This is a genomic window from Conexibacter arvalis, from assembly GCF_014199525.1.
Lineage (GTDB): Bacteria > Actinomycetota > Thermoleophilia > Solirubrobacterales > Solirubrobacteraceae > Conexibacter > Conexibacter arvalis.
In genome coordinates, this window is sequence record NZ_JACHNU010000004.1 from 267,294 (window position 1) to 288,103 (window position 20,810).

Annotated in this window: 24 protein-coding genes; 15 read left to right on the top strand and 9 right to left on the bottom strand. The window is 73.6% G+C overall.

The window, feature by feature from the left end; all coding sequences use genetic code 11:
- Nucleotides 1–28: 28 nt before the first annotated feature.
- The 9 genes from BDZ31_RS15765 (at nucleotide 29) to BDZ31_RS15805 (ending at nucleotide 6,306) form a co-directional block, all read left to right on the top strand.
- The gene (locus tag BDZ31_RS15765; RefSeq protein WP_221243103.1) at nucleotides 29–955 is read left to right on the top strand and encodes an STAS domain-containing protein; all 927 of its coding nucleotides are present in this window, start codon (nucleotides 29–31) and stop codon (nucleotides 953–955) included.
- Nucleotides 955–1,335: an STAS domain-containing protein gene (locus tag BDZ31_RS15770; protein WP_183343296.1), complete on the top strand. Its 381-nt coding sequence runs from the start codon at nucleotides 955–957 to the stop codon at nucleotides 1,333–1,335. The genes BDZ31_RS15765 and BDZ31_RS15770 overlap by 1 nt, the downstream gene beginning before the upstream one ends.
- Nucleotides 1,319–1,729, top strand: a complete 411-nt coding sequence (locus BDZ31_RS15775) for an ATP-binding protein (RefSeq protein WP_183343297.1) — start codon at nucleotides 1,319–1,321, stop codon at nucleotides 1,727–1,729. Before BDZ31_RS15770 ends, BDZ31_RS15775 begins: the two co-directional genes overlap by 17 nt.
- The gene (locus BDZ31_RS15780) at nucleotides 1,714–2,349 is read left to right on the top strand and encodes a SpoIIE family protein phosphatase (RefSeq protein ID WP_183343298.1); all 636 of its coding nucleotides are present in this window, start codon (nucleotides 1,714–1,716) and stop codon (nucleotides 2,347–2,349) included. Before BDZ31_RS15775 ends, BDZ31_RS15780 begins: the two co-directional genes overlap by 16 nt.
- A gap of 89 nt (nucleotides 2,350–2,438) precedes the next feature.
- Nucleotides 2,439–3,083 carry a DsbA family oxidoreductase gene (locus tag BDZ31_RS15785; RefSeq protein ID WP_183343299.1) on the top strand — a complete coding sequence of 215 codons (645 nt, stop codon included), beginning with the start codon at nucleotides 2,439–2,441 and terminating at the stop codon, nucleotides 3,081–3,083.
- Between the two features lie 142 nt (nucleotides 3,084–3,225).
- A complete protein-coding gene (locus tag BDZ31_RS15790) occupies nucleotides 3,226–3,657 on the top strand; it encodes a hypothetical protein (protein ID WP_183343300.1) in 432 nt (143 codons plus the stop codon).
- A gap of 43 nt (nucleotides 3,658–3,700) precedes the next feature.
- Complete coding sequence (locus BDZ31_RS15795; protein ID WP_183343301.1) at nucleotides 3,701–4,576, top strand: sigma-70 family RNA polymerase sigma factor; 876 nt, start codon at nucleotides 3,701–3,703, stop codon at nucleotides 4,574–4,576.
- Between the two features lie 231 nt (nucleotides 4,577–4,807).
- Entirely contained in the window at nucleotides 4,808–5,092 is a 285-nt protein-coding gene (locus BDZ31_RS15800; RefSeq protein WP_183343302.1) for a helix-turn-helix domain-containing protein, read from the top strand.
- A 71-nt stretch (nucleotides 5,093–5,163) separates the two neighbouring features.
- Nucleotides 5,164–6,306 carry a baeRF10 domain-containing protein gene (locus BDZ31_RS15805; RefSeq protein WP_183343303.1) on the top strand — a complete coding sequence of 381 codons (1,143 nt, stop codon included), beginning with the start codon at nucleotides 5,164–5,166 and terminating at the stop codon, nucleotides 6,304–6,306.
- Nucleotides 6,307–6,415: 109 nt separating this feature from the next.
- Here BDZ31_RS15805 and BDZ31_RS15810 read toward each other — a convergent pair whose 3' ends face one another.
- Nucleotides 6,416–7,246 (bottom strand): SigB/SigF/SigG family RNA polymerase sigma factor, encoded by an 831-nt coding sequence (locus BDZ31_RS15810; RefSeq protein WP_183343304.1) that lies wholly within the window; start codon nucleotides 7,244–7,246, stop codon nucleotides 6,416–6,418.
- A 103-nt stretch (nucleotides 7,247–7,349) separates the two neighbouring features.
- Between BDZ31_RS15810 and BDZ31_RS15815 the strand changes: the two genes are divergently transcribed.
- The 6 genes from BDZ31_RS15815 (at nucleotide 7,350) to BDZ31_RS15840 (ending at nucleotide 14,847) form a co-directional block, all read left to right on the top strand.
- Nucleotides 7,350–8,726: a dihydrolipoyl dehydrogenase family protein gene (locus BDZ31_RS15815; RefSeq protein WP_343075604.1), complete on the top strand. Its 1,377-nt coding sequence runs from the start codon at nucleotides 7,350–7,352 to the stop codon at nucleotides 8,724–8,726.
- A gap of 37 nt (nucleotides 8,727–8,763) precedes the next feature.
- Nucleotides 8,764–9,102 carry an STAS domain-containing protein gene (locus BDZ31_RS15820; RefSeq protein WP_183343306.1) on the top strand — a complete coding sequence of 113 codons (339 nt, stop codon included), beginning with the start codon at nucleotides 8,764–8,766 and terminating at the stop codon, nucleotides 9,100–9,102.
- A gap of 106 nt (nucleotides 9,103–9,208) precedes the next feature.
- The gene (locus BDZ31_RS15825; RefSeq protein WP_183343307.1) at nucleotides 9,209–9,775 is read left to right on the top strand and encodes a type 1 glutamine amidotransferase domain-containing protein; all 567 of its coding nucleotides are present in this window, start codon (nucleotides 9,209–9,211) and stop codon (nucleotides 9,773–9,775) included.
- Between the two features lie 54 nt (nucleotides 9,776–9,829).
- Nucleotides 9,830–11,707 (top strand): MFS transporter, encoded by a 1,878-nt coding sequence (locus tag BDZ31_RS15830; protein WP_183343308.1) that lies wholly within the window; start codon nucleotides 9,830–9,832, stop codon nucleotides 11,705–11,707.
- A 165-nt stretch (nucleotides 11,708–11,872) separates the two neighbouring features.
- Complete coding sequence (locus BDZ31_RS15835; protein WP_183343309.1) at nucleotides 11,873–13,171, top strand: HtaA domain-containing protein; 1,299 nt, start codon at nucleotides 11,873–11,875, stop codon at nucleotides 13,169–13,171.
- Between the two features lie 362 nt (nucleotides 13,172–13,533).
- Entirely contained in the window at nucleotides 13,534–14,847 is a 1,314-nt protein-coding gene (locus BDZ31_RS15840; RefSeq protein ID WP_183343310.1) for a hypothetical protein, read from the top strand.
- Between the two features lie 240 nt (nucleotides 14,848–15,087).
- Here the strand turns inward: BDZ31_RS15840 and BDZ31_RS15845 are convergent, their stop codons facing one another.
- The 8 genes from BDZ31_RS15845 to BDZ31_RS15880 form a co-directional block, all read right to left on the bottom strand.
- Nucleotides 15,088–15,966 carry an ABC transporter ATP-binding protein gene (locus tag BDZ31_RS15845; protein ID WP_183343311.1) on the bottom strand — a complete coding sequence of 293 codons (879 nt, stop codon included), beginning with the start codon at nucleotides 15,964–15,966 and terminating at the stop codon, nucleotides 15,088–15,090.
- On the bottom strand, nucleotides 15,966–17,051 hold the full coding sequence (locus tag BDZ31_RS15850; RefSeq protein WP_183343312.1) for a FecCD family ABC transporter permease: 1,086 nt from the start codon (nucleotides 17,049–17,051) through the stop codon (nucleotides 15,966–15,968). The genes BDZ31_RS15845 and BDZ31_RS15850 overlap by 1 nt, the downstream gene beginning before the upstream one ends.
- A 33-nt stretch (nucleotides 17,052–17,084) precedes the next feature.
- Nucleotides 17,085–17,951 (bottom strand): ABC transporter substrate-binding protein, encoded by an 867-nt coding sequence (locus BDZ31_RS15855; protein WP_183343313.1) that lies wholly within the window; start codon nucleotides 17,949–17,951, stop codon nucleotides 17,085–17,087.
- Nucleotides 17,948–18,241, bottom strand: a complete 294-nt coding sequence (locus BDZ31_RS15860) for an antibiotic biosynthesis monooxygenase family protein (RefSeq protein WP_221243104.1) — start codon at nucleotides 18,239–18,241, stop codon at nucleotides 17,948–17,950. The genes BDZ31_RS15855 and BDZ31_RS15860 overlap by 4 nt, the downstream gene beginning before the upstream one ends.
- Nucleotides 18,242–18,371: 130 nt before the next feature.
- Nucleotides 18,372–19,181 carry a DUF2470 domain-containing protein gene (locus BDZ31_RS15865; RefSeq protein WP_183343463.1) on the bottom strand — a complete coding sequence of 270 codons (810 nt, stop codon included), beginning with the start codon at nucleotides 19,179–19,181 and terminating at the stop codon, nucleotides 18,372–18,374.
- A gap of 132 nt (nucleotides 19,182–19,313) precedes the next feature.
- Nucleotides 19,314–20,093, bottom strand: coding sequence for a tyrosine-protein phosphatase (locus BDZ31_RS15870; RefSeq protein ID WP_183343315.1), 780 nt, complete (start codon nucleotides 20,091–20,093; stop codon nucleotides 19,314–19,316).
- A gap of 111 nt (nucleotides 20,094–20,204) precedes the next feature.
- Nucleotides 20,205–20,537, bottom strand: a complete 333-nt coding sequence (locus BDZ31_RS15875; RefSeq protein WP_183343316.1) for a hypothetical protein — start codon at nucleotides 20,535–20,537, stop codon at nucleotides 20,205–20,207.
- Nucleotides 20,534–20,737, bottom strand: a complete 204-nt coding sequence (locus BDZ31_RS15880) for a hypothetical protein (protein WP_183343317.1) — start codon at nucleotides 20,735–20,737, stop codon at nucleotides 20,534–20,536. Before BDZ31_RS15880 ends, BDZ31_RS15875 begins: the two co-directional genes overlap by 4 nt.
- Nucleotides 20,738–20,810 lie beyond the last annotated feature (73 nt).

Consider the following 20,810-nt stretch of genomic DNA (forward strand, 5'->3'; position numbering starts at 1 on the left):
CGGCGGCCCTACGAGACCTGGAGTGGCAATGGCAGAACGCAGGAGAGCGACGCGGAGACGGGCGCGACCGGTGGTCGTCCCGTCGGAGGGACCGACCGGCGAGTCGAACGCGTCGCTGCTGCGTGAGCTGGTCGCGCACCTGCGGCGCAACCGCACGCAGCTGCGCGAGACGTGGGCGCGGCGGATCACCGACGCGCAGCTGCTGACGGCGATGACCGCGGAGGAGATCTTCGCCGAGGCGACCTCCGTCTACGACAACTACATCGAGGTGCTCGAGACCGGCTCGGTCGAGGCGCTGCAGGACTACGCCCGCAACCTCTCCGAGCGGATCATCCCGCGCGGCGTCGAGACCGACGAGGTGCTCGGCATCGTGCTGCTGCTGCGCGACGTGCTCGCCCGCTCGCTGTTCGAGAAGTACCAGTCCGACTTCGACCTGCTCAACCGCGTGCTCGACGCCTACGAGCCGGCCGCCAACCGCATCGCGAACACGGTCGGCGTCTCGTTCGTGCAGGAGCGCGAGCGGATCATCCGCCAGCAGCAGGAGGCGATCCGCGACCTCTCCACGCCGGTCCTGCAGGTGCGCGAGCGGCTGCTGATCCTGCCGATCATCGGCGCGATCGACTCGCAGCGGGCGCGGCAGCTGACCGAGCAGCTGCTGCGCGGGATCCGCACCAACCGCGCGAAGGTCGTCGTGATCGACATCACCGGCGTGCCGACGATCGACCAGACGGTCGCCAACCACATCGTCCAGACGGTCGAGGCGTCGCGGCTGATGGGCGCCAGCGTCATCATCACCGGCCTCTCGGCCGAGATCGCGCAGACGCTCGTGACGATCGGCGTCGACCTCTCGAAGGTCAACGCGGTCGGCGACCTCCAGGGCGGCATCGAGGAGGCCGAGCGGCTGCTCGGCTACGAGGTGACGGTCCGTTCGGAGGACGCGGCGCGGCACACCTGATGTCGGTTCCGATCCTCAAGCAGGGCAAGGTCCTGATCGCCTCGATCCAGACGGCGTTGACCGACACCGACATGCTGCGGCTGCAGGACGAGCTGATGGCGCAGATCGGCCGCTCGCGCTCGCGCGGGGTCGTCGTCGACGTGACCGCGCTCGACGTGATGGATTCGTTCGTCTCGCGCTCGCTCAGAGGGATCGCGCACATGACGCGGCTGCGCGGCGCCGAGACCGTCATCGTCGGGATCCAGCCCGAGGTCGCCTTCGCGATGGTCCAGCTCGGGATCTCGATGGAGGACGTCCACACTGCCCTCGACCTCGAGGAGGGCCTCGCCCTGCTCGAGTCCCTCGGCGGGGAGGCCGAGCGCGGTGGCGGCGGCGGCTGAGGTGCGCGTCGAGATCGCCTCCGACGCGGACGTCGTCGCGGCGCGGCAGGCCGGCCGGCGGCTCGCGGAGGCGCTCGGGCTGGGCACGACCGACCTGACGCTGGTCGCGACGGCGATCTCCGAGATCGCCCGCAACATAACGGCGTACGCCGGCAGCGGCGAGATCGTCGTGCGGCCGGTCGAGCTGAACGGCGCACACGGGCTCGAGGTCGTGGCGCGCGACGCCGGCCCGGGGATCGCCGACGTCGAGCGTGCGCTCCAGGACGGCTACACGACCGGCGGCGGGCTGGGGCTCGGCCTGCCGGGCGCGCGCCGCCTGATGGACGAGTTCGAGATCGTCTCCCAGCCGGGCGTCGGGACGACGGTGACGATGACGAAGTGGGTGAGCACCTGACGGCCGACTTCTCCGCACCGCTCCACCCGCGCGTCACCGTCGCCTCCGCGAGCGGCTCGGCCCCCGGCGAGCCGCGCAACGGCGACGTCGCGGTCGCGCTGCGGTGCTCGCGCGGGGTCCTGCTCGGCGCGATCGACGGCCTCGGCCACGGCGAGGCCGCCGCGGCCGCCGCCGAGCTGGCCGCCGCGATCCTCGTCGACCATCCCGACGAGCCGCTCTCCCAGCTGGTCGAGCGCTGCCACGAGGCGCTCGGCGAGACGCGCGGCGCCGCGCTGACGGTCGCCCGCATCGACGCCGAGGCGGGGACGCTCACCTGGCTCGCGATCGGCAACGTCGCCGGCGTCGTGCTGCCGGAGGGCGGCGTCGGCCCGCGCGCGGCGGCGCTGCAGCTGGCCGGCGTCGTCGGCGCGCAGCTGCCCCCGCAGCTCGTCCCGATCGCGCTGCCGCTGGCGCCCGGCGACGCGCTGCTGCTGAGCACCGACGGCGTCGACCGGACCGTCGCCGACGGCCTGCGCGTGCGCGGCGCGCTCGGCCCGCTCGCCGACGGCCTGCTGCACCGCCACCGCCGCGGCGAGGACGACGCGCTCGTGCTGCTCGCGCGCTACGAGTCGGCGGGCTGAGCGCGGGCGGTGCCGCGCCCGCCGCGCCGCTCGCCCCACCGCGCCGCTCGCCCCCACCGCGCCCCTCCTGCCGCTCTATAGTGAGTTAGATGCAACTCGAACTCTGGATGGACGTCGTCTGCCCCTGGTGCTACGTCGGCAAGCGGCGGCTCGACGCCGCGCTGGAGCGGTTCGACGCCCGCGACGAGGTGACGCTGACGCTGCGCAGCTTCGAGCTCGACCCCTCCGCCCCGGCCGTCCGCGAGGGCAGCCACGCGGAGATGCTCGCCGCCAAGTACGGCGGAACCGTCGAGGAGGCGCGCGCGAGACTGGCGCAGATGACCGAGCTCGGCCGCGCCGACGGCATCGCCTTCGACTTCGAGATCGCCAGACAGGGCAACAGCTTCGACGCCCACCGCCTGATCCACCTCGCCACGTCCGAGGGGCTCGCCGGACCGGTCACGGAGCGGTTGCTGCGCGGCTACTTCGGCGAGGGCCTCCCGATCGGCGACCGCGAGGCGCTGCTCGACGCCGCCGCCGAGGCCGGCCTCGAACGCGACGCCGCCGCCGCGGCGCTCGCCGGCGACGCCTTCGCCGACGCCGTCCGCGCCGACGAGGCGCAGGCGCAGCGGTACGGGATCCGCGGCGTCCCCTTCCTCGTGCTCGACGGCCGCTACGGCCTCTCCGGCGCGCAGCCGGCCGACGCCTACCTGCAGGCGCTGCAGCAGGCGTGGGACGAGCGCCCCGCCGCCTGAGCGTCGCCCCGGCCGCCCGCGGCGCCCGGCCGGGGCGCCGCTCACCGTGACCGTCACCGCAGGCGACGCGAGCTGCGAAGATGCCGTCCGTCACCGTCAGCTTCCAGGGGAGGAAGTGATGCGTCTGTGGAGGAGTGCGGTCGTGGTGCTCGCCATGGCGTCGGTGCCGGCGTTCGCGGCCGGCACGGCCCATGCCGTCGACGTGCGCTGCGGCGCGATCGGGAGAACGGCCGTCTACAGAGTCGAGGGCGAGGCCGTCCGCTGCCCGGAGGCGCGTCGGATCGCGACCCTGCACGCCCGCTCCAACGCGCGCAGAGCCGCCTGCGCCTTCCGCAACACGCTGTGCAGGGTGAGACGGTACATCTGCACCTACCGGGTCGGGATGGCGCCGCGGCCGAAGGACGCGTTCGTGCTCTGCCAGCAGCCGCGCGGGCCGAAGAAGATCCAGTTCCGCTACGACGCGCGCAAGATCAGGGTCCCGGCTCGCAGAGGGAGAGTGCGCCCCGAGCCCGCGCCCGATCCGCCGCTGCCGCAGGAGCCGGCGCCCGCGCCGCAGGAGCCGCCGGCCGCGTAGCCCTCCGCATGGCCGGCGCGGCGCGCGGGTAGATGCGCGGGAGATGGCACGCGAACCGAGCCAGGCCCCGGCGGAGCAGCCAGCCGCCGACGACACGGTCGACGCCCTGCAGCTGTTCCTGCGCCGGGCCAGCCGCTACCCGCTGCTGACGCCCGCGCAGGAGCTGGCGCTGTCGCGGCGGATCGAGCGCGGCGACCTCGCCGCCAAGGAGCAGCTCGTCAACCACAACCTGCGGCTGGTCGTGTCGATCGCCCGCCGCTTCCAGGGCGTGAGCGAGCTGACGCTGCTCGACCTCGTGCAGGAGGGCGTCGTCGGGCTGATCCGCGCGGCGGAGAAGTTCGACTGGCGCAAGGGCTTCCGCTTCTCGACCTACGCGACGCTGTGGATCCGGCAGGCGATCCAGCGCGGCATGGCGACCCACGGCCGCACCATCCGGCTGCCGGTCAACGTCGCCCAGCGCGAGCGCAAGGTCCTCGCCGCCGCGCGCCGGCTGGAGGCGCGGCTCGGCCGCCAGCCGACCGCCGAGGAGATCGCCGAGGCCGCCGCGCTGCCGGTCGACCAGGTCACCGAGCTGCGCGCCGCCGCGCGCGCCGCGACCAGCCTCGACCAGCTCGTCGCGGCCGACAGCGACACGTCGCTCGGCGAGCTGCTCGCGAGCGACGAGCCGGCCGTCGAGGAGCAGGTCGAGACGCGGTTGAGGCGCGAGACCGTGCGGCGGACGATCGACGGCCTCCCCTCGCCCGAGCGCGACGTGATCAAGCTGCGCTTCGGCCTCGCCGCCGACCGCACCCCGCTGCCGCACGCGCAGATCGGCCAGCGGCTCGCGCTCGGGACGGCCCAGGTGCGGGCGATCGAGCGCGAGGCGCTCGCACTGCTGGCGACCCGCGCCGAGCTCGCCGCGCTCGCCGACGCCGCGTAGCGGCCCGCGCTCGCGCCGCGCCCCTCGCCTTCCTGCACCGCGCCGCCCGCTCCGCGCCTCGCTCGCTCCGGGCCCTCCGCCCACGCTTCCCCCCACCTCCACCGCAACACCTCTGTGTTGTTGAATTACCGGACGCCGGCAGAACGGGGCGTCAATTCACATACAGCGCTGTTCTTTTCAACCAGAAGCGGCTGTAGACCATGCGCTCGCGGCCTGAAAGCTTTCTCGGCCATGGGCGCTGTCATCCAATCGAGCGAACATGAGCGGCTGGGTCGGACGGTCAAGGAGCTGCGGATCCGGCGCGGTCTATCGCAGGAGCTGCTCGGCTTCCGCAGCGGGCTGCACCGCAACTACGTCGGCGCGATCGAGCGCGGCGAGATCAACCCCACCTTCAAGGTGCTGATGAAGCTGGCGCGCGGGCTCGACTTCGAGCTGTCGGAGATCATGGAGCTGTGGGAGGAGCGGTCGAGCGATCCACCGCCCAGACGGCGCCCGCGGAGACGGCCGCAGAAGTGAGTCCATCTCGGGTTTCCCGCCCGCCGGGAGCAGGTACTGACGGGGAAGAAGGTGATCAGAGGAGGACATCCGTGCAGGTCAACGACCTCGACCGGGAACGGTTGCGCCGGCTCGCCGAGCTCCGACCGCGAAACGGCCACAAGGTGCTCAGCGTCTACATGGATCTCGATCCCGCGTCGTTCGGCACGCAGCCGGCCCGCGCGGCGCAGGTCTCGTCGCTGGTCGACGCGGCCGAGCGCCGGATCCGCGCCGCCGAGCTCGACCACGACGCCCGCTGCGCGCTGAAGCAGGACCTCGAGCGCGTGCGCGGCGCGCTGCGGGACGGCGACTCGACGAAGGGAGCCCACGCGCTCGCTGTCTTCGCGTCGCAGCCGAGCGACCTGTTCGAGGTGCTGCGACTGCCTGACGCGGTGCCGCAGACGGTCGTCCTCAACGACACGCCGTGGCTCGACCCGCTCGTCGGCCGCAGCCGCACGCGGCGCTGCGTCGCGCTGCTCAGCCGCCGCACGCTGCGGCTGCTCGCCGACGGACCGGACGGCGGCATGCACGAGGTCGCGGCCGTCGCCGACGCGGTCCCCAGCCAGCACGACAAGGGCGGTCTCTCCCAGGCCAACTACGAGCGCAGCATCGAGGAGGAGGTCCGCAAGCACCTCGAGCACTCCGCCGCGATGCTGTTCGAGCAGTTCCGCCGCGCGCCGTTCGACCAGCTCGCGGTCGGCACGAGCGCGGAGCTGTGGCCCGACTTCGAGCGGATGCTCCACGACTACGTGTGCAAGCGGACGCTCGGCCGCTTCGACGTCGACGTCGAGCACGTCAACGTCGAGCAGGCGGTCGCCGCGGCGAGACCGCTGTTCGACGCGGCCGCGACGCGCGAGCTGGAGGGCCGCCTGCAGCGGCTCCAGCAGGCGCTCGCGCAGGGCGAGCGGGCCGCCGGTGGGCTGCCGGCCGTGCTGGAGGCGCTCAGCGAGCGGCGGGTCGAGCTGCTGCTCTACGAGGCCGGCTTCAGCTCCCCCGGCTACGTCTGCCCGCAGTCGGGCTGGCTCGGCGTCGGCCCCGACGCCTGCCCGTCCGGCGAGGACAGCGCCCAGGCGCGCGACAACATCCTCGACGACGCGATCGCCGCCGCGATCGTCCAGCGCGCGGAGGTCTGCGCGCTGGTCGACCGACCGGAGCTCGGCCCGCACGGCGGCATCGCCGCGCTCCTGCGCTTCTGAGCAGCCGCCCCCACCCCGCCCACCCCGGAGGAGTGGCGTTCCGGGGGTGCATATCACCCCGAGAACGCCACTCCTCCGGCCGGCGGGAGCGGGCGGGCCGCGCGGGACGCTACGGCTGGGCGGAGGCGTCTGCGACCGCGCGCAGCCGCTCGATCGTGCGGCGCAGCAGGCGCGAGACCTGCATCTGCGAGACGCCGAGCTGTGCGGCGATCTCGCTCTGCGTCTGGTCGCGCGCGAAGCGCAGCCACAGGATCAGCCGCTCGCGCTCGGGCAGCGCGTCGAGCGCCCCGGCGATCGCCTCGCGGTACTCGACCAGCTCCAGCCGGTAATCCTCGCTGCCGATCGCGTCGACGAGCGCGTCGCGGTCGCCGTCGGCGGCCGGGCGGGGCGCGTCGAGCGAGACGGTGTCGGTCGCGTGCGCGGCGTCGATCGCTTCCAGCACCTGCTCGACGGAGAGGTCGAGCGCCGCCGCGATCTGCGCCGGCGTCGGCGGGCGGGAGTTGTCGCGCTGGAGCCGCTCGGCCTCGGACTCGACGGCGAGCGCCCGCTCCTGCAGCCCGCGCGGCACGTGCAGCGCCCAGCCGTTGTCGCGGAAGTGGCGGCGCAGCTCGCCGAGCATCACCGGGACGGCGTAGCTGGCGAACGCGGAGGTGCGCGCGACCTCGAAGCGGTCGACCGCCTTCACCAGCCCGACCGCGGCGACCTGCACGAGGTCCTCCAGCGGCTCGCGGCCGTGGTAGTAGCGCAGCGCCAGCTGCCGCGCGAGCGGCATGAAGCGCTCGATCAGCTCGTCGCGCGCCCGGCGGTCGCCGCGCATGTGGTAGCGCTCCAGCAGACGCCGCGTCCCCTGCTGCTGGTCGCGAGAGGGACGGTTGGCGGCCGGCCGGTCGTGCCGCGGCCGCAGCACCGCGCCACGGCGCGGAGGCCTCGCTGACGCCATGGCTCCAGCGGTACCCGAGCGGTCGGAGTTCAGTAACCGCACTGCCGCTGACGGCTGCCGGCGTGTCAGGTTGGGCACCGGAACGCGCGGGTATGGTCAGCGCGTGGACATCGCCTACGACGCGATCGTGATCGGCGCGGGGCCGGCGGGCGAGGTCTGCGCCGGCAAGCTGGCGGCCGAGGGGCTCGCGACCGCGCTCGTCGAGCGGGAGCTGGTCGGCGGCGAGTGCTCCTACTACGCCTGCATGCCGTCGAAGTCGCTGCTGCGTCCCGGCGCGCTCGCGGAGGAGACGCGGCGCGTCGCGGGCGTGAGCGACGCCGAGGTCGAGACGATCGCCGCGCTGCGCCGGCGCGACGAGGTGATCCACGAGCTCGACGACTCCTCCCAGCTGCCGTGGGTCGAGCGCAACGGGATCGCGCTGCTGCGCGGCGAGGGCCGTCTCGACGGCGAGCGCCGCGTCGTCGTGACCGCCCGCGACGGGACCGTGACGACGCTCGAGGCGCGCCGCGCGGTCGTGCTGGCGACCGGCAGCGCCGCGGCGGTCCCGCCGCTGCCGGGCCTGCGCGAGCTCGCGCCGTGGACCAACCGCGAGATCACGACCGCGCGGCAGGTGCCGCCGCGGTTGCTCGTCCTCGGCGGCGGCGTCGTCGGCGTCGAGATGGCGCAGGCGTGGGCGAGCTACGGCGCGCGCGTGACGCTCGTCGAGCAGGCGCAGCGGCTGATCGAGCACGAGGAGGAGCTCGCCTCCGCGGCGGTCGCCGCCGGGCTGCGCGACCGCGGCGTCGAGCTGCGGCTCGGCGCCACCGTGACCGGCGCTCGGCGCGACGCCGACGCCGGGGTCGACGTGTTGACGCTCGACGACGGCGACGAGCTCGCCGCCGAGGTGCTGCTCGTCGCGACCGGCCGCAGGCCCCGCACGAGCGACCTCGGCCTCGAGACGGTCGGGCTGGAGCCGGGCAGAGCGGTCGAGGTCGGCGACGACATGCGCGTCCCCGGCCGCGACTGGCTGTTCGCGATCGGCGACTGCAACGGCCGCGAGCTGCTGACGCACGAGGGCAAGCTGCAGGCGCGGGTCGTCGCCGCGGCGCTCGCCGGCCGCGCCGACGCGACGCTGCGCCAGCTCGGCGCACCGCCGCGTGTGATCTTCAGCGAGCCGCAGGTCGCGGCGGTCGGGCCGACGCTCGCGCAGGCGCGCGCCGACGGGGCCGACGCGGTCGCGGTCGACGCCCGGCTCGACGAGACCGCCGGCGGCAGCTGGCACGGCATGGGCGTCGAGCAGCCGGTCCGCTTCGTCGTCGACCGCGGCCGTCGCGTGCTGCTCGGCGCGACCTTCGTCGGCCCCGCGGTCGCCGAGCTCGTCCACGCGGCGTCGATCGCCGTCGTCGGCGAGGTGCCGGTCGACCGGATCGCCCAGGTGGCGCCGCCGTTCCCGACGCGTTCGGAGGCGTGGCTGGCGCTGGCCGACTGGAGCGAGCGATGACGCCCGCGTCGAGAGCCGCTATCGTGCCACTCGCCAGATGACGCTGCTGGAGCTCACGACCGAGACCGACGGGACCCTCGTCCGCCTCGCCCTCGAAGGCGAGCTCGACATCGCCAGTGCCGGCCAGGTCGAGCGCGAGCTCGACCGGATCGAGCGCGACGGTCCCGGCATCGTCGTCCTGGACCTGCGCAGACTGGCCTTCATGGACTCGACCGGCCTGCGGATCGTCGTCGCCGCCGACGCGCGCGCCCGCGAGCAGTCGCGCCGCTTCGTCGTCGTGCGCGGGCCGGAGGCGGTCCAGCGGATCTTCCGCATGACGCGCCTCGACGAGCGGCTCGACATGGTCGACGACCCGGCCGCCGCCCAGACGCGCTGAGCGCCGTCGGGCGCGCCTCCGCTCCTCCCCCGCTCCCCGTTTGCCCGGCTCCTCGCCGGGTAGCGCGACGTGGACGCGACAACGATTCGAAAGGAGCGACGACACGATGGCGAACGAGCTGACGGGCAAGAGAATCGCGTTCCTGGCGACCGACGGCGTCGAGCAGATCGAGCTGACCGAGCCGCTGAGAGCGGTCAGAGAGGCGGGCGCGGAGACCGAGCTGATCTCGCTCAGAAGCGGCGAGTTCCAGGGCTTCGACCATCTCGACCCGGCCGACAGATTCACCGCCGACCGGGCGGTCGCGGATGCGAGGCCCGACGACTACGACGGCCTCGTCCTGCCGGGCGGAGTCGCGAACCCCGACCACCTGCGCACCGACGCCGACGCGGTCGCGTTCGTGCGCGGCTTCTTCGAGCAGCACAAGCCGGTCGGCGTGATCTGCCACGGCCCCTGGACGCTCGTCGAGGCCGACGTCGTCAGAGGCCGCACGATCACCTCGTGGCCGAGCCTCAGAACCGACCTCCGGAACGCCGGCGCCAGATGGGTCGACGAGCAGGTCGTCGTCGACCAGGGCCTGGTCTCCAGCCGCAAGCCGGACGACATCCCGGCCTTCTCGGCGAAGATCGTCGAGGAGTTCGCCGAGGGCGTCCACGCCGGCCAGCGCGCCGCCTGACGCGGCGCGCTCGCGATTGCCGCCGTCTCGGCCGGGGAACCGTTCCCGTCCGAGATGGCGGATTCGAGCGTTGAGCTGAAGACGATCGAAACCAACGTGCCGGCGCGGATGGACCGGCTCCCGTGGGCCCGCTGGCACTGGCTCGTGCTGCTGGGACTGGGGACGGTCTGGATCCTCGACGGCCTCGAGGTGACGATCATCGGCGCGCTCGGGCCGCGCCTGCAGGAGGAGTCGAGCGGGCTCGGGCTGAGCGCCACCGAGATCGGCCTCGCCGGCTCGGTCTACGTGCTGGGCGCGTGCAGCGGCTCGCTCTTCTTCGGCTGGCTGACCGACCGGCTCGGCCGCAAGAAGCTGTTCCTGGGGACGCTCGCGCTCTACCTGTTCGCGACGGTGATGACGGCGCTGTCGTGGGAGACGTGGTGGTTCTTCCTGTGGCGCTTCTTCACCGGCGCCGGCATCGGCGGCGAGTACGCGGCGATCAACTCCGCGATCGACGAGCTGATCCCGGCCCGCGTGCGCGGGACGGTCGATCTGCTCGTCAACGGCTCCTACTGGCTCGGCGCGGCGGCCGGCGGCGCGCTGTCGCTGATCTTCCTCAACGAGGGGCTGTTCCCCGCCGACCTCGGCTGGCGGCTCGCCTTCGGGCTCGCGGCGATCTTCGGGCTGGTGATCCTGTTCGTGCGGCGGACGGTGCCGGAGAGCCCGCGCTGGCTGTTCATCCACGGACGTGAGGACGAGGCCGACGAGATCGTCTCCGAGATCGAGCGCCACGTGCGCGAGGAGACCGACGAGCGGCTGGAGGAGCCCGACCGCACGATCACGGTCAGACAGCGCCGCTCGATCGGCTTCGGCGAGATCGTCCACTCGATCTTCGCGCGTTACCCGAGACGGGCGCTGCTCGGCTTCTCGCTGTTCGTCGGGCAGGCGTTCCTCTACAACGCGATCACGTTCACCTACGCGACGGTGCTGACGATCTACTTCGGCGTCGACCCCGCGAAGGCCGGCCTCTACCTCGTCCCGTTCGCGCTCGGCAGCTTCCTTGGGCCGCTGATCCTCGGCCGGCTGTTCGACGTCGTCGGCCGCAAACCGATGATCGCCGGCACCTACATCGTCTCGGGCGTGCTGCTGACGATCACGGGCGTCCTGTTCGAGCAGGGCGTCTTCGGCCCGTGGGGCCTGACCGCGGCGTGGGCGGTGATCCTCTTCTTCGCCTCGGCCGGCGCCAGCTCGGCCTACCTGACCGTCAGCGAGATCTTCCCGATGGAGACGCGCGCGATGGCGATCGCCTTCTTCTACGCGGTCGGGACCGGCGCCGGCGGCATCGTCGGGCCGCTGCTGTTCGGCGCGTTGGCCGAGTCGAGAGACCCGTCGCAGGTGATGATCGGCTACTTCGTCGGCGCGACGCTGATGATCGCGGCCGGGCTGGTCGAGGCGGCGATCGGCGTGCGCGCGGAGCAGCAGGACCTCGAGTCGATCGCGAGACCGCTGAGCGCCCAGGAGGAAGCGGGTGAGGAGGCCGAGACCGGCGAGGGCGCGGCGGCGGGCGAGCACGCGGCGGGGCGCGCGGGTGCCGCGGCGGGCGAGCGTGGGCGCGAGCGCGCCGAGGCGGGCGCGGGCGCCGAAGCGGAGCCGGCGGGCGCGCCCACCGCCGTGCTGCGCGAGCCGCCGCGGGTGCGCGCGCCGCGGACGATGTGGGCGCCGTCGATGAGCGCCTCGGTCGTCCCGGTCAGCGATCCCTTCCTGCCGGTCGAGGTCGAGCGGATCGTCGCGGCGCTGAGCGAGAGCGAGCGCCCGCTGGAGCGGCGCCAGCTCGCGGTCGCCGTCGGCGCGCGCTTCTGGGGTCCCGGTCGCTACCGCCGCGCCCTGCGCACGGCCGTGTTCGAACAGCGCGTGCGCCGCGTCGGCCGCTCCAGCTACGCGCTGCGCGACTGACCGCCGGCCGGCTCGCGCGCCGCGCCTCGCTCCTCCGCGCCGCCCGCCCTGGCGCCGCGCGGCCCCGCGGCGCCTCCCGCCTGGGGCGCCGCCCGCCCCGCCGAGGCGCGTTAGGGTACCCTAATACGTCAGCGAATCCGGACCTCCACCGAGGAGCCTTACCCGATGACATCTTCCCGACGGCGCGCCCGCGGCCTCGGCGCGGCGGCGTTGACCGCCGCCGTGGCGACCGCGACGCTCGCCGCCCCGGCGCTCGCCGCCCCCAGCGGCAACACGACGATCGCCCTGAAGGGCCCCGCGGCGAGAGCGCTGCGCAGCCAGCAGGTCGCGATCTCCGCGAAGAAGCCGGCTCGGGCCGGCGCGAAGCGGATCGTGCTGCCCGTCCACGGCGCCACGGTCAACAAGAACGCGGCGCGGCTGACCCACCGCGGCGCCGTGACGCTCCGCGCCAAGCACGGCAAGCGCACCCGCACCGTGACGCTGACGGCGTGGCGGACGCAGGTCGGGAAGAAGCGCTCGACGATCTCCGCGAAGGTCGGCGCCAAGCGCGTCACGCTCTTCACCGTCGCGGCGCCCCAGCGCCGCGTCACGCTCAACGCCACCGCCGGCACCGCACGCGTCACCGGCGCGACCGCCCGCCTCACCCCGGCCGGCGCCAAGGCCCTGCGCGCCCGCCTCGCCCTCCGCACCCTCCCCGCCGCCCAGCTCGGCAGCGCGAAGGTCGCGGCCAAGACGGGCAAGACGAGCGGCAGATCGAACACCCCCGGCACCGGCGGCGGCACGCCCAATCCCGGCACGGGCGGCGGCGGCACGACGCCGCCTCCGCAGCAGTGCGGCGGCTTCGACTCCGGCAGAGCGCCGGAGGCGAGCGCGCCGCTCGCGCGTCCGGCGACGACGACCGTCAGGGACGTCGCCGACGCGCCGATGTGGTGGTACGTACGCGACAGCTGGATTCGCTACATGAACACCCCCGACAACGGCATCCGCCCTGCCGACGGCGCGGTCCTCGGCCCGGTCGAGAGCTACCCCGAGCCGACCGAGAGCTACAGAGACCCGGCGGAGAGCCCCAGATTCGCCTACTCGGTCAGATTCGCCTTCAACCCGGCCGGCAGCTGGTACGACCCGGCCACGAACACGGGCCGCTTCGCGTACACGGGCTCGATCCGCTTCGTCTGGACGAGCCACTTCATCGACCTGACCTTCAAGGACCCCGAGATCGAGCTGAACGGCGACAGCTCGCGGATGGTCTTCACGGTCATAGGAGCGGCCTGCTCGAACGTTCCGGCGAAGCGCATCGAGCTGCTCAAGCTCGCGCCGCAGCAGCCGACCGGCGAGGCGCCGTACGCCTTCCCGTCGATGGCGGCGACGATCACCGAGCCGGGTGGGATCCTCTTCTCCGGCCAGTACTTCGCGGGGAACCCCTGGGGCTCGGTCAAGTCCCTCGCGGTGACCCTCGCGCCCTGAGCGAAGGGCGCAACGGACGGCATGCAACGCGCGCATGCGGTGAGGGTCGGCATCCTTGCCGCATGCGCGTCGCGCGACCGATCCCGATCGCCATCCTGCACGCCGTGCGAGACGCCTTGGGACTCGGCTCCGCGACCTGCCCCGGAGGCGATGCGCCGGCCACGCCCGGGCATGGCGATGAAGATGCCGCAACCGCAGTCCGCCGGATGCGCGGCGCCGGGGACGTCGCCATCACGACCGACGCGATCCTCGCGATGACCCGCGAGCCTCCGGAATCGACGACGGAGCTTAGGGACGCCTAATTAGGTTACCCTTACCGGCCTGATACTCCGAAACCTCCAGGAGGCTTTGCGCGGATGCGCATGAACTCAGGAACCGCAGGCCGGCCGCGCACCGCGCGCCGCCTCGGCGTCGCGGCGCTCCTCGCCGCCGGCGCCCTCGGCGCCAGCGCCGCCACCGCCGCTGCCGCGCCGTCGCTCACAGTCACGCCAGCGTCAGACCTCGACCCAGCGGCTCCGAACGAGCTCGCCGTCAGAGGCACCGGCTTCACCGCCGACGTCATCGGCACCAGATTCGGCGTCTACGTGGCCGTCAGCGCGGTCGTGGGCGAGACGATCCTCACGGACGGCGCGAGCGCGAGACTCTTCCCGAGATTCGCGATGCCGACCGGCGCCTTCAACGCGACGGTGACCGCCAACCGCAGATTCGTCGACGGCGAGACCGAAGTCGACTGCCGCGTGACCGAGTGCACGGTCCGCGCGTGGCTCGCTCACGACAACCCGACGCCCGAGAACACGCTCGCCACCCACCCGCTCGCCTTCGCCGCCCCCACCGAGCCGCCGGTCACGCCGCCGGTGAAACCCCCGGTGACCCCGCCGACTCCGGTCGCCGAGGTCTCGCCGACGAGCAACCTCAACCGTGACGGCGCCTCCACCATCACCGTCAGAGGCAGCGGCTTCCCGACGGGGCTCTACGTGTCGCTTACCGCCGTCGTCGACGGGCAGGTCATCACGGACCGCGCCACCGCGCGCTCGGTCCACAGAGGCGGCCTGACGCCGGAGGACCTCCTCAACGCCGACGGCTCCTTCACGACCTCGCTCACGATCAACCCGACCTTCACGTCGGGCACGACGACGGTCGACTGCCGCGTCACGCAATGCGCCATCTCGACCTGGAGAGAGCGCACCAACCCGACGGTCGAGTCGCTGTGGACGAGCGCGCCGATCTCGTTCGCGCCGGAGACGGTTCCGCCCCCGCCGCCACCGAACGGCCCGCAGGCGACGGTCACCAAGGTCAAGGTGCAGCTGCTCGGCCGCAAGCGTGTCGCGCGTGTCGGGTTCGTCACCTGCAAGGTCGACTGCGCGGTCAAGGCGCCGAAGGCGGTCAAGGTCAAGATCGGCAAGAAGCGCTACACGGCCGCGGTCATCGCGCCGAAGAACGCGAAGGCCGGCAAGCGCTTCCAGGTCCGCGTGAGACTGACGAAGGCCGGCGCCAAGGCGCTCGCCGGGCGCCGCGCGAAGGTCGCGGTCAACGTGAAGGTGACGGCCGACGGCAAGACCGAGACGAAGAAGGTCACCGCCACGGTCAAGGCCAAGAAGGCGAAGAAGGTCGTCAAGAAGAAGGCCGCCGCCAAGAAGAAGGCGGCGACGAAGAAGCAGGCCGCCGCCAAGCGGTAGCCGCCCCCCGCATCGGCGGCCGTCCGATCGACGGCCGCCCGTGCGGCGCAGGACTCCGAGCGCCGGTCGGCGCGGGCCGCGAAGCCCGCAGCCGGCCGGCGCTTCGTCGTTCGTGCGGGATCGATGCAGGACGGTGCGCCGGCCTTGGCCGTCCGACGCCGCGCAGCTGCGGCGCAGCCGGAATCCTTCGCGCGTCTGCTCTCGCCCGCTCGGGCGCTCGTAGCGAAGCTTCCGCCGGACTCAGGCCGGCGGGTCGGCCGCGGCCCCCTCGGCCGCGAACGCCTCCGACTGGCGCTCCTGGCGGCCGAGCCATGCGACGTGCAGGGCGGTGTGGCCGTCGGGGCGGGTCTCGAGGGCGGCGTCGACCTGCCAGACCTCGGCGAGGCGCTCGCGCACGAGCACGTCGGCGGGCGGGCCGCTGGCGACCGAGCGGCCGCTGGCGATCACGACGACGCGGTCGGCGACCGCGGCGGCGAGCGAGAGGTCGTGGACGACGAGGATCACGGCGAGGCCGTCGGAGGTGAGGCCGCGCAGCAGCTTCGCGAGCGTCGCCGTGGCGCCGAGGTCGAGGTGCGAGGTCGGCTCGTCGGCCATCAGCAGCGGCGCCTCCTGGGCGAGGCCGACGGCGACCTGCACGCGCTGGAGCTCGCCGCCCGACAGCGTCGTCAGCTTGCGCTCGGCGAAGCGCTCGACGCCGGCGCGCGCGATCGCCCGCTCGACCGCCTCGTGGTCGGCCTGCATCATGCGGCCGAGCGGCTTGATGTGGGGCGAGCGGCCGATGCGGACCGCCTCGCGGACGGTCACGCCGTCGGGCACGCGCGAGCGCTGCGGGACGAACGCTCGCAGCTGGGCGAGCCGGCGGCCGGGCAGCTGCCCGACGTCGACGCCGCTCCACCTGACCGAGCCGCCGGACGTTCTCTGCAGGCCCGCGACGGCGCGTGCGAAGGTCGACTTGCCGGCGCCGTTGGGGCCGACGATCGCGACCAGCTCGCCGGCGGCGACGCGCAGGTCGGCGGCGTGGAGGATCCGCTTGCCGCCGATCTCGACCGCGACCTCGCGCGCGTCGAGCAGCGGCGCGGACGGGTCGAGCGGCGGCGCGGAGCGCGACAGCAGCGCCATCAGGCGGCTCTCCGCAGCAGCCACAGGAACAGCGGCACGCCGAGCAGCACCATCAACGGCCCGACCGGCAGCTCGATCGGCGCCGCGACCGTGCGGGCGAGCGTGTCGCCGACCATCAGCAGCGCCGCGCCGGCGATCGCCGACGTCGGCACCACGTACGTGTGGCTCGAGGTGCCGGACGCCATCCGCACGACATGCGGGATGAACAGCCCGAGGAAGGTGACGAGGCCGGCGATCGCGGCGGCGCAGGCGGCCAGCATCGCGGCGGCGACCGCGGCCGTGAGGCGGATCGCGCGCGGCCGCGAGCCGAGCGACGCGGCGACGTCGTCGCCGAGCGCGAGCCGGTCGAGCGGCCGCGTCAGCGTGATCGCGAGCACGAAGCCGATCGCCAGGTACGGCCAGACGACTCTCAGGTTCGACCAGCCGCTCGTCGTCAGGCCGCCGGCGAGCCAGAAGATCGCCGACTGGACGCGGTCGGGGAAGAGCGCCATCAGCGAGGTCGTCCCGGCCTGGAAGGCGGCCGTCATCGCGATGCCGGCGAGCACCAGCCGCGCGACGCTGCCGCCGCCGGCGCCCGTCGCGCCGATCACGAAGACGAGCGCCGCGGCGAGCAGGCCGAAGGCGAGCGCGCCGACCGGCAGCAGCGCGATCTGGTCGGGCAGCAGCAGGAGGATCAGCATCGCGCCGAACGACGCGCCGCCGGTGACGCCCATCACGTCGGGCGAGGCGAGCGGGTTGGCGAGCGCGCCCTGCAGCAGCGCGCCGGCGACGCCGAGCGCCGCCCCGACGACGAGCGCCTCGATCATCCGCGGCAGGCGCAGGTCGAGCACGATCTGCTTCAGCGGCCCGTCCTCGGCCTGGCCGGTGAGGGCGTCGATCACGACCGACAGCGGCACGTGGACGGCGCCGAGCGTCATCGAGCCGATCGCCGCCGCGACGAGCGCGACGCCGGCGATCACGACGACGACGATCTGGCGGACGCTCGCGCCGCGGCGCGGAGGCGCGTCGAGCGGCGGCGCGAACGAGCCGGCGGGGCCTCCCGCCGGCTCGTCGGTGGTCGCGCGCGGCGTGGCCTGCACGCTCATCGTCGGGACGTCCGGCAGACCACGCGCCGCTGCCTACCGGTTCTTGAGGTACTTCGTCTGGACGTCGTAGATCGAGCGGGCCGCGCTCGTCCACGCCTGCAGCATCGTGTTGTCGGTCGAGACGTAGATGCGGTTGTTGCGCGCCGCCTTCGTGTTCTTCCAGGCGGGGTTGTTGCGCAGGTAGTCGGTGATCTGGGGGATGTTCCCCGGCGTGCCGTGCGGGACGGCGATGATCACGTCGGGGTTGCGCTTGACGACGATCTCGTCGGAGATCTGCGCGAAGCCGCCCGAGCCCTTCAGGCCCTGGGTCAGCAGCCGGCCGCCGGCCGCCTTGACGAGGTCGCCGCCCCAGCTGCTCGGCAGGAAGGCGTACGGCTTGCGGCCGACGCCGAGCACGAGCAGGACGGTCGGCCGGCGCTTCGCCGCCTTCTTCGCGACGCGGATGTGTCTGCGCTGCTGGTCGGCGAGCTTCTTCGCCTTCGCCCGTCTGCCGACGAGGCTGCCGATGAACTCGGTCTGGCGCGGGACGTCGTTGACGCGCGTCGGCTCGATCTCGACGACGCGGATGCCGAGCTCCTTCATCCCCTGGGTGCCCTTTCTCCACGTCGGCGAGGAGAGGACCAGCTGCGGATTGAGGAGCGCCAGATGCTCGAGGTTGGGGCCGAGCGGATGCGAGAGCGTCAGCGTCTTGACGCCCTTGAGGCCCTTCACGAGCTTGTTGTGGCCGCCGAGCTGCTGGCCGATCCCGACCGGCTTGACGCCGAGGCCGGCGAGCGCGTTGGCGGTGAACGGCGTCAGCGCGACGATCCGCGACTGCGCCTGCGCGGCGCTGGCGGAGAGGCCGACGAGGAGGACGGCGGCGAGCAGCGCGGCGAGCGCGCGGAGCGGACGGCGGGTCATGCGGGCACCTCGGTCTGGAGCACCTCGTAGGTACGGATCTCGTTGCCGTGCGAGAGCTGTCCGCGGCCGGCGTCGCCGGCGTGGGCCTTTCTGAAGGCGTCGCTTCTGATCCACGCCTGGAACGCCTCGCGGCTCGCCCAGCGGCTGCTGACGAGGTACTCGTTCTCGCCCTCGCGGCGCAGCAGCTCGAAGCCGAGGAAGCCGTCGACCTCGGCCAGGTGGCTCTCGCGGTTGCGGAAGGCCTCCTCGAATTCGGCCGCGCGCCCCTTGGCTGCGCTGACCACGTTCATGACCACGATCATGTGGTTCCTCTCGGCATCTGAGTCTTCACGTCACGGTTCGGCGTGTTAGGCCGACCTAATTAGGGTAACCGAAGAAGCCGGCCGGAGTTGCGCCGCCCGGCCGGCTGCTCGCGGCCGCTCAGGCGGTCCGGGCCCGTCTCGCCAGCTCGACCGTCGCCATCCGCAGGCCGTCGGCCTCCTCGCAGCGCTCGGCGAAGCCGATCCGCTGCGGCGCCTTGCCGCGCGGCGTGTCGATCGACAGGTCCATGCCGTAGCGGTCGATGCCGGTGCAGATCGCGGCGGTCGCGTCGGGGTAGCCGCCGAGCTTCTGCGAGATCAGCAGCAGCGCGTCGGCGTGGTCGTCGTTGAGGTGCTCGACCGCGTGCTCGGCGTTCGGCGCCGTCGGGTCGATCTCGGCCGTCGCGTAGGAGGCGGCGTCGTCGGAGCCCATCACGCCGTAGCCGCCGACCCAGCGGACGCGCTCGACGTTCAGCACCCAGACGGAGAAGTCGCCGAACTTCTCGTAGACCTTGCCGTACATCATCGCGTCGAAGCAGGCCTGGCGGGCGGCCTCGCGGCGCTCGCCCTCCGGCTTCTCGAAGCGGCCGGCGAGCGTGACGCGGCCGTTCTGGAGCGGATCGGGCCCTCTGCGCGGCGACATCACCGAGATCGAGCCGCGCTGGTCGCGCTCGAGGTTGCGACCGTGCTCGGCGAGCGTGGAGACCATCAGCGTCGGCGAGCCGTCGGGCAGCGTCCCGAACATGATCATCGACGCCCACGGCGTGCCGTCCTCGCTCAGCGTCGCGAGCGTCGCGACGTCGGAGTTGGCGAGCAGCGTGCGCGCCTCCTCGGCCGGCGTGCGGCGCGGGCCGGGCTCGACCGGCTCGAGCGGCGGCGGGTAGTACTGGAAGCCCTTGGGTGCCTGGTGGTCCGGGTTCGGCGCGCGCATGGTCGTCATGCGCGTTAGGGTAACCTAAAGTTGGCACGACGGGAATCCTCGCGCGCCCGGAACGGCCCGCCTCCCTCCCTCGTACCGGCCTCCCTCGCGCGCCCGTGGAAGCTCTTTCGCCGCGGGCCGGCGCTAGGCGGCCGCGGCGAGCGCCCGTTCGAGATCGACGAGCGGACGGGTGACGCCGTCCCGCAGCAGGAGCCGCGGGTTGGCCTGCGTGAGGCGGTACGCCTGCGTGCTGGAGGCGCCGGCGCGCAGCAGCAGGTGGAAGCCGAGCTGCAGCGTCTGCTCGCGGCTGCCGGGGTGGCCGTCGGAGGCGAGGCAGAAGGCGAGGCCCTCGCGCACGAGGCAGACGGCCGCGTCCTGCGCGTCGAGCCCGTGGTTGCCGAGCAGCGAGCAGACGTTGACCTGCAGCAGCGCGCCCTGCGCCACCAAGGGACGGAGCCGGCCGAGGCCGTCGCCGGTCAGCAGGCCGGCGGAGCGCTCCGGGTGGGCGAGCAGCAGGCCGTAGCCGAGCCCCTGCAGCCGCCGGAAGGCGAGCGCGAAGTCGTCGTCGAGCCCCTCGAACGGGCACTCGAGCAGCAGCCACCGCCTCCCCCTCGGCCCCTGCGCGATCCGCTCGAGGTCCGGCTCGGGCAGCAGCAGCGCGTCGGGATGGGCAAGCTCGGCGCCGGCATGGAGGCGGATGGCCAGCCCGGCGCCCGTCACCGCGCGCTGCGCCTCGGCGACGCGCTCGTCAAGCTCGCGGATCGGCACGCCCGGGAACTCGTCGCGCTTGACGTGCGGCGTGCAGGCGACGTCGCGGACGCCCTCGGCGTGGAGCCGGCGGGCGTGGCGCAGCGCATCGTCCCAGGTCGCCGCCCCGTCGTCGAGGCCCGGCAGCAGATGGCAGTGGAGGTCGACGTACGACATGGCCGCAGCGTAGGTCCGCCCCAGACCGCAAAAGTGCTGCACATGTGAACCTTCACGAGCTTTTCACGACCGTCTGCCGGCACGCCCGCAGCCGCCGTGCCGCCCGTCGGCTCAGCCACGGCCGCGATGCTCGGCGTCGTCGTCCTCGCGCTCGCTGCTGTGCTCCTCGTCAGCCTCCGCGTCGACCTGGTCGGCCGCGAGCGGATCCTCGTCCTGGCCGCGGTCGTGGAAGGCGACGCGCGCCGACTGCTGATCGCCGTGCGAGGCGTTCTCGATCAGCTCGTCCTCGGCCTGCTCGAAGCCCTCGGCCTCGCCCTCGCCGGCCTCGGCGACCGGGCGCTCGGCCGGGTCGAGCTGCTCGTCGCCGGCGGCGCCGCCGATCGCGCCCGCCTCCGCGGCGGCCGCGTCGACCTCCTCCTGCTCCCAGCGCGGCTCCTCGCTCATCCTCTCTCCCCCCGCCGGTAGGCGTCCTCCTCCGCGTTCTCCCTGTAGCCGATCTCCTCCTGGTCCTGCCCGGCGCGCTTGGCGTGCGCCTGGGCGGATTCGCGGGCCGCGCCCTCGCCGGCCTCCGGCACGTCGTCGGGGACCTGCTCGGCGGGGGCCTCCTCGGGCATCTGGTCGGATTGCTTGGGCGTCTCGGTCATGTCCACCGACTACCCCCCGCCCTTCCCCGCAAACGCCTGCCGCGACGGGTGTTTGCCCGCCGCGAGCAGCGGG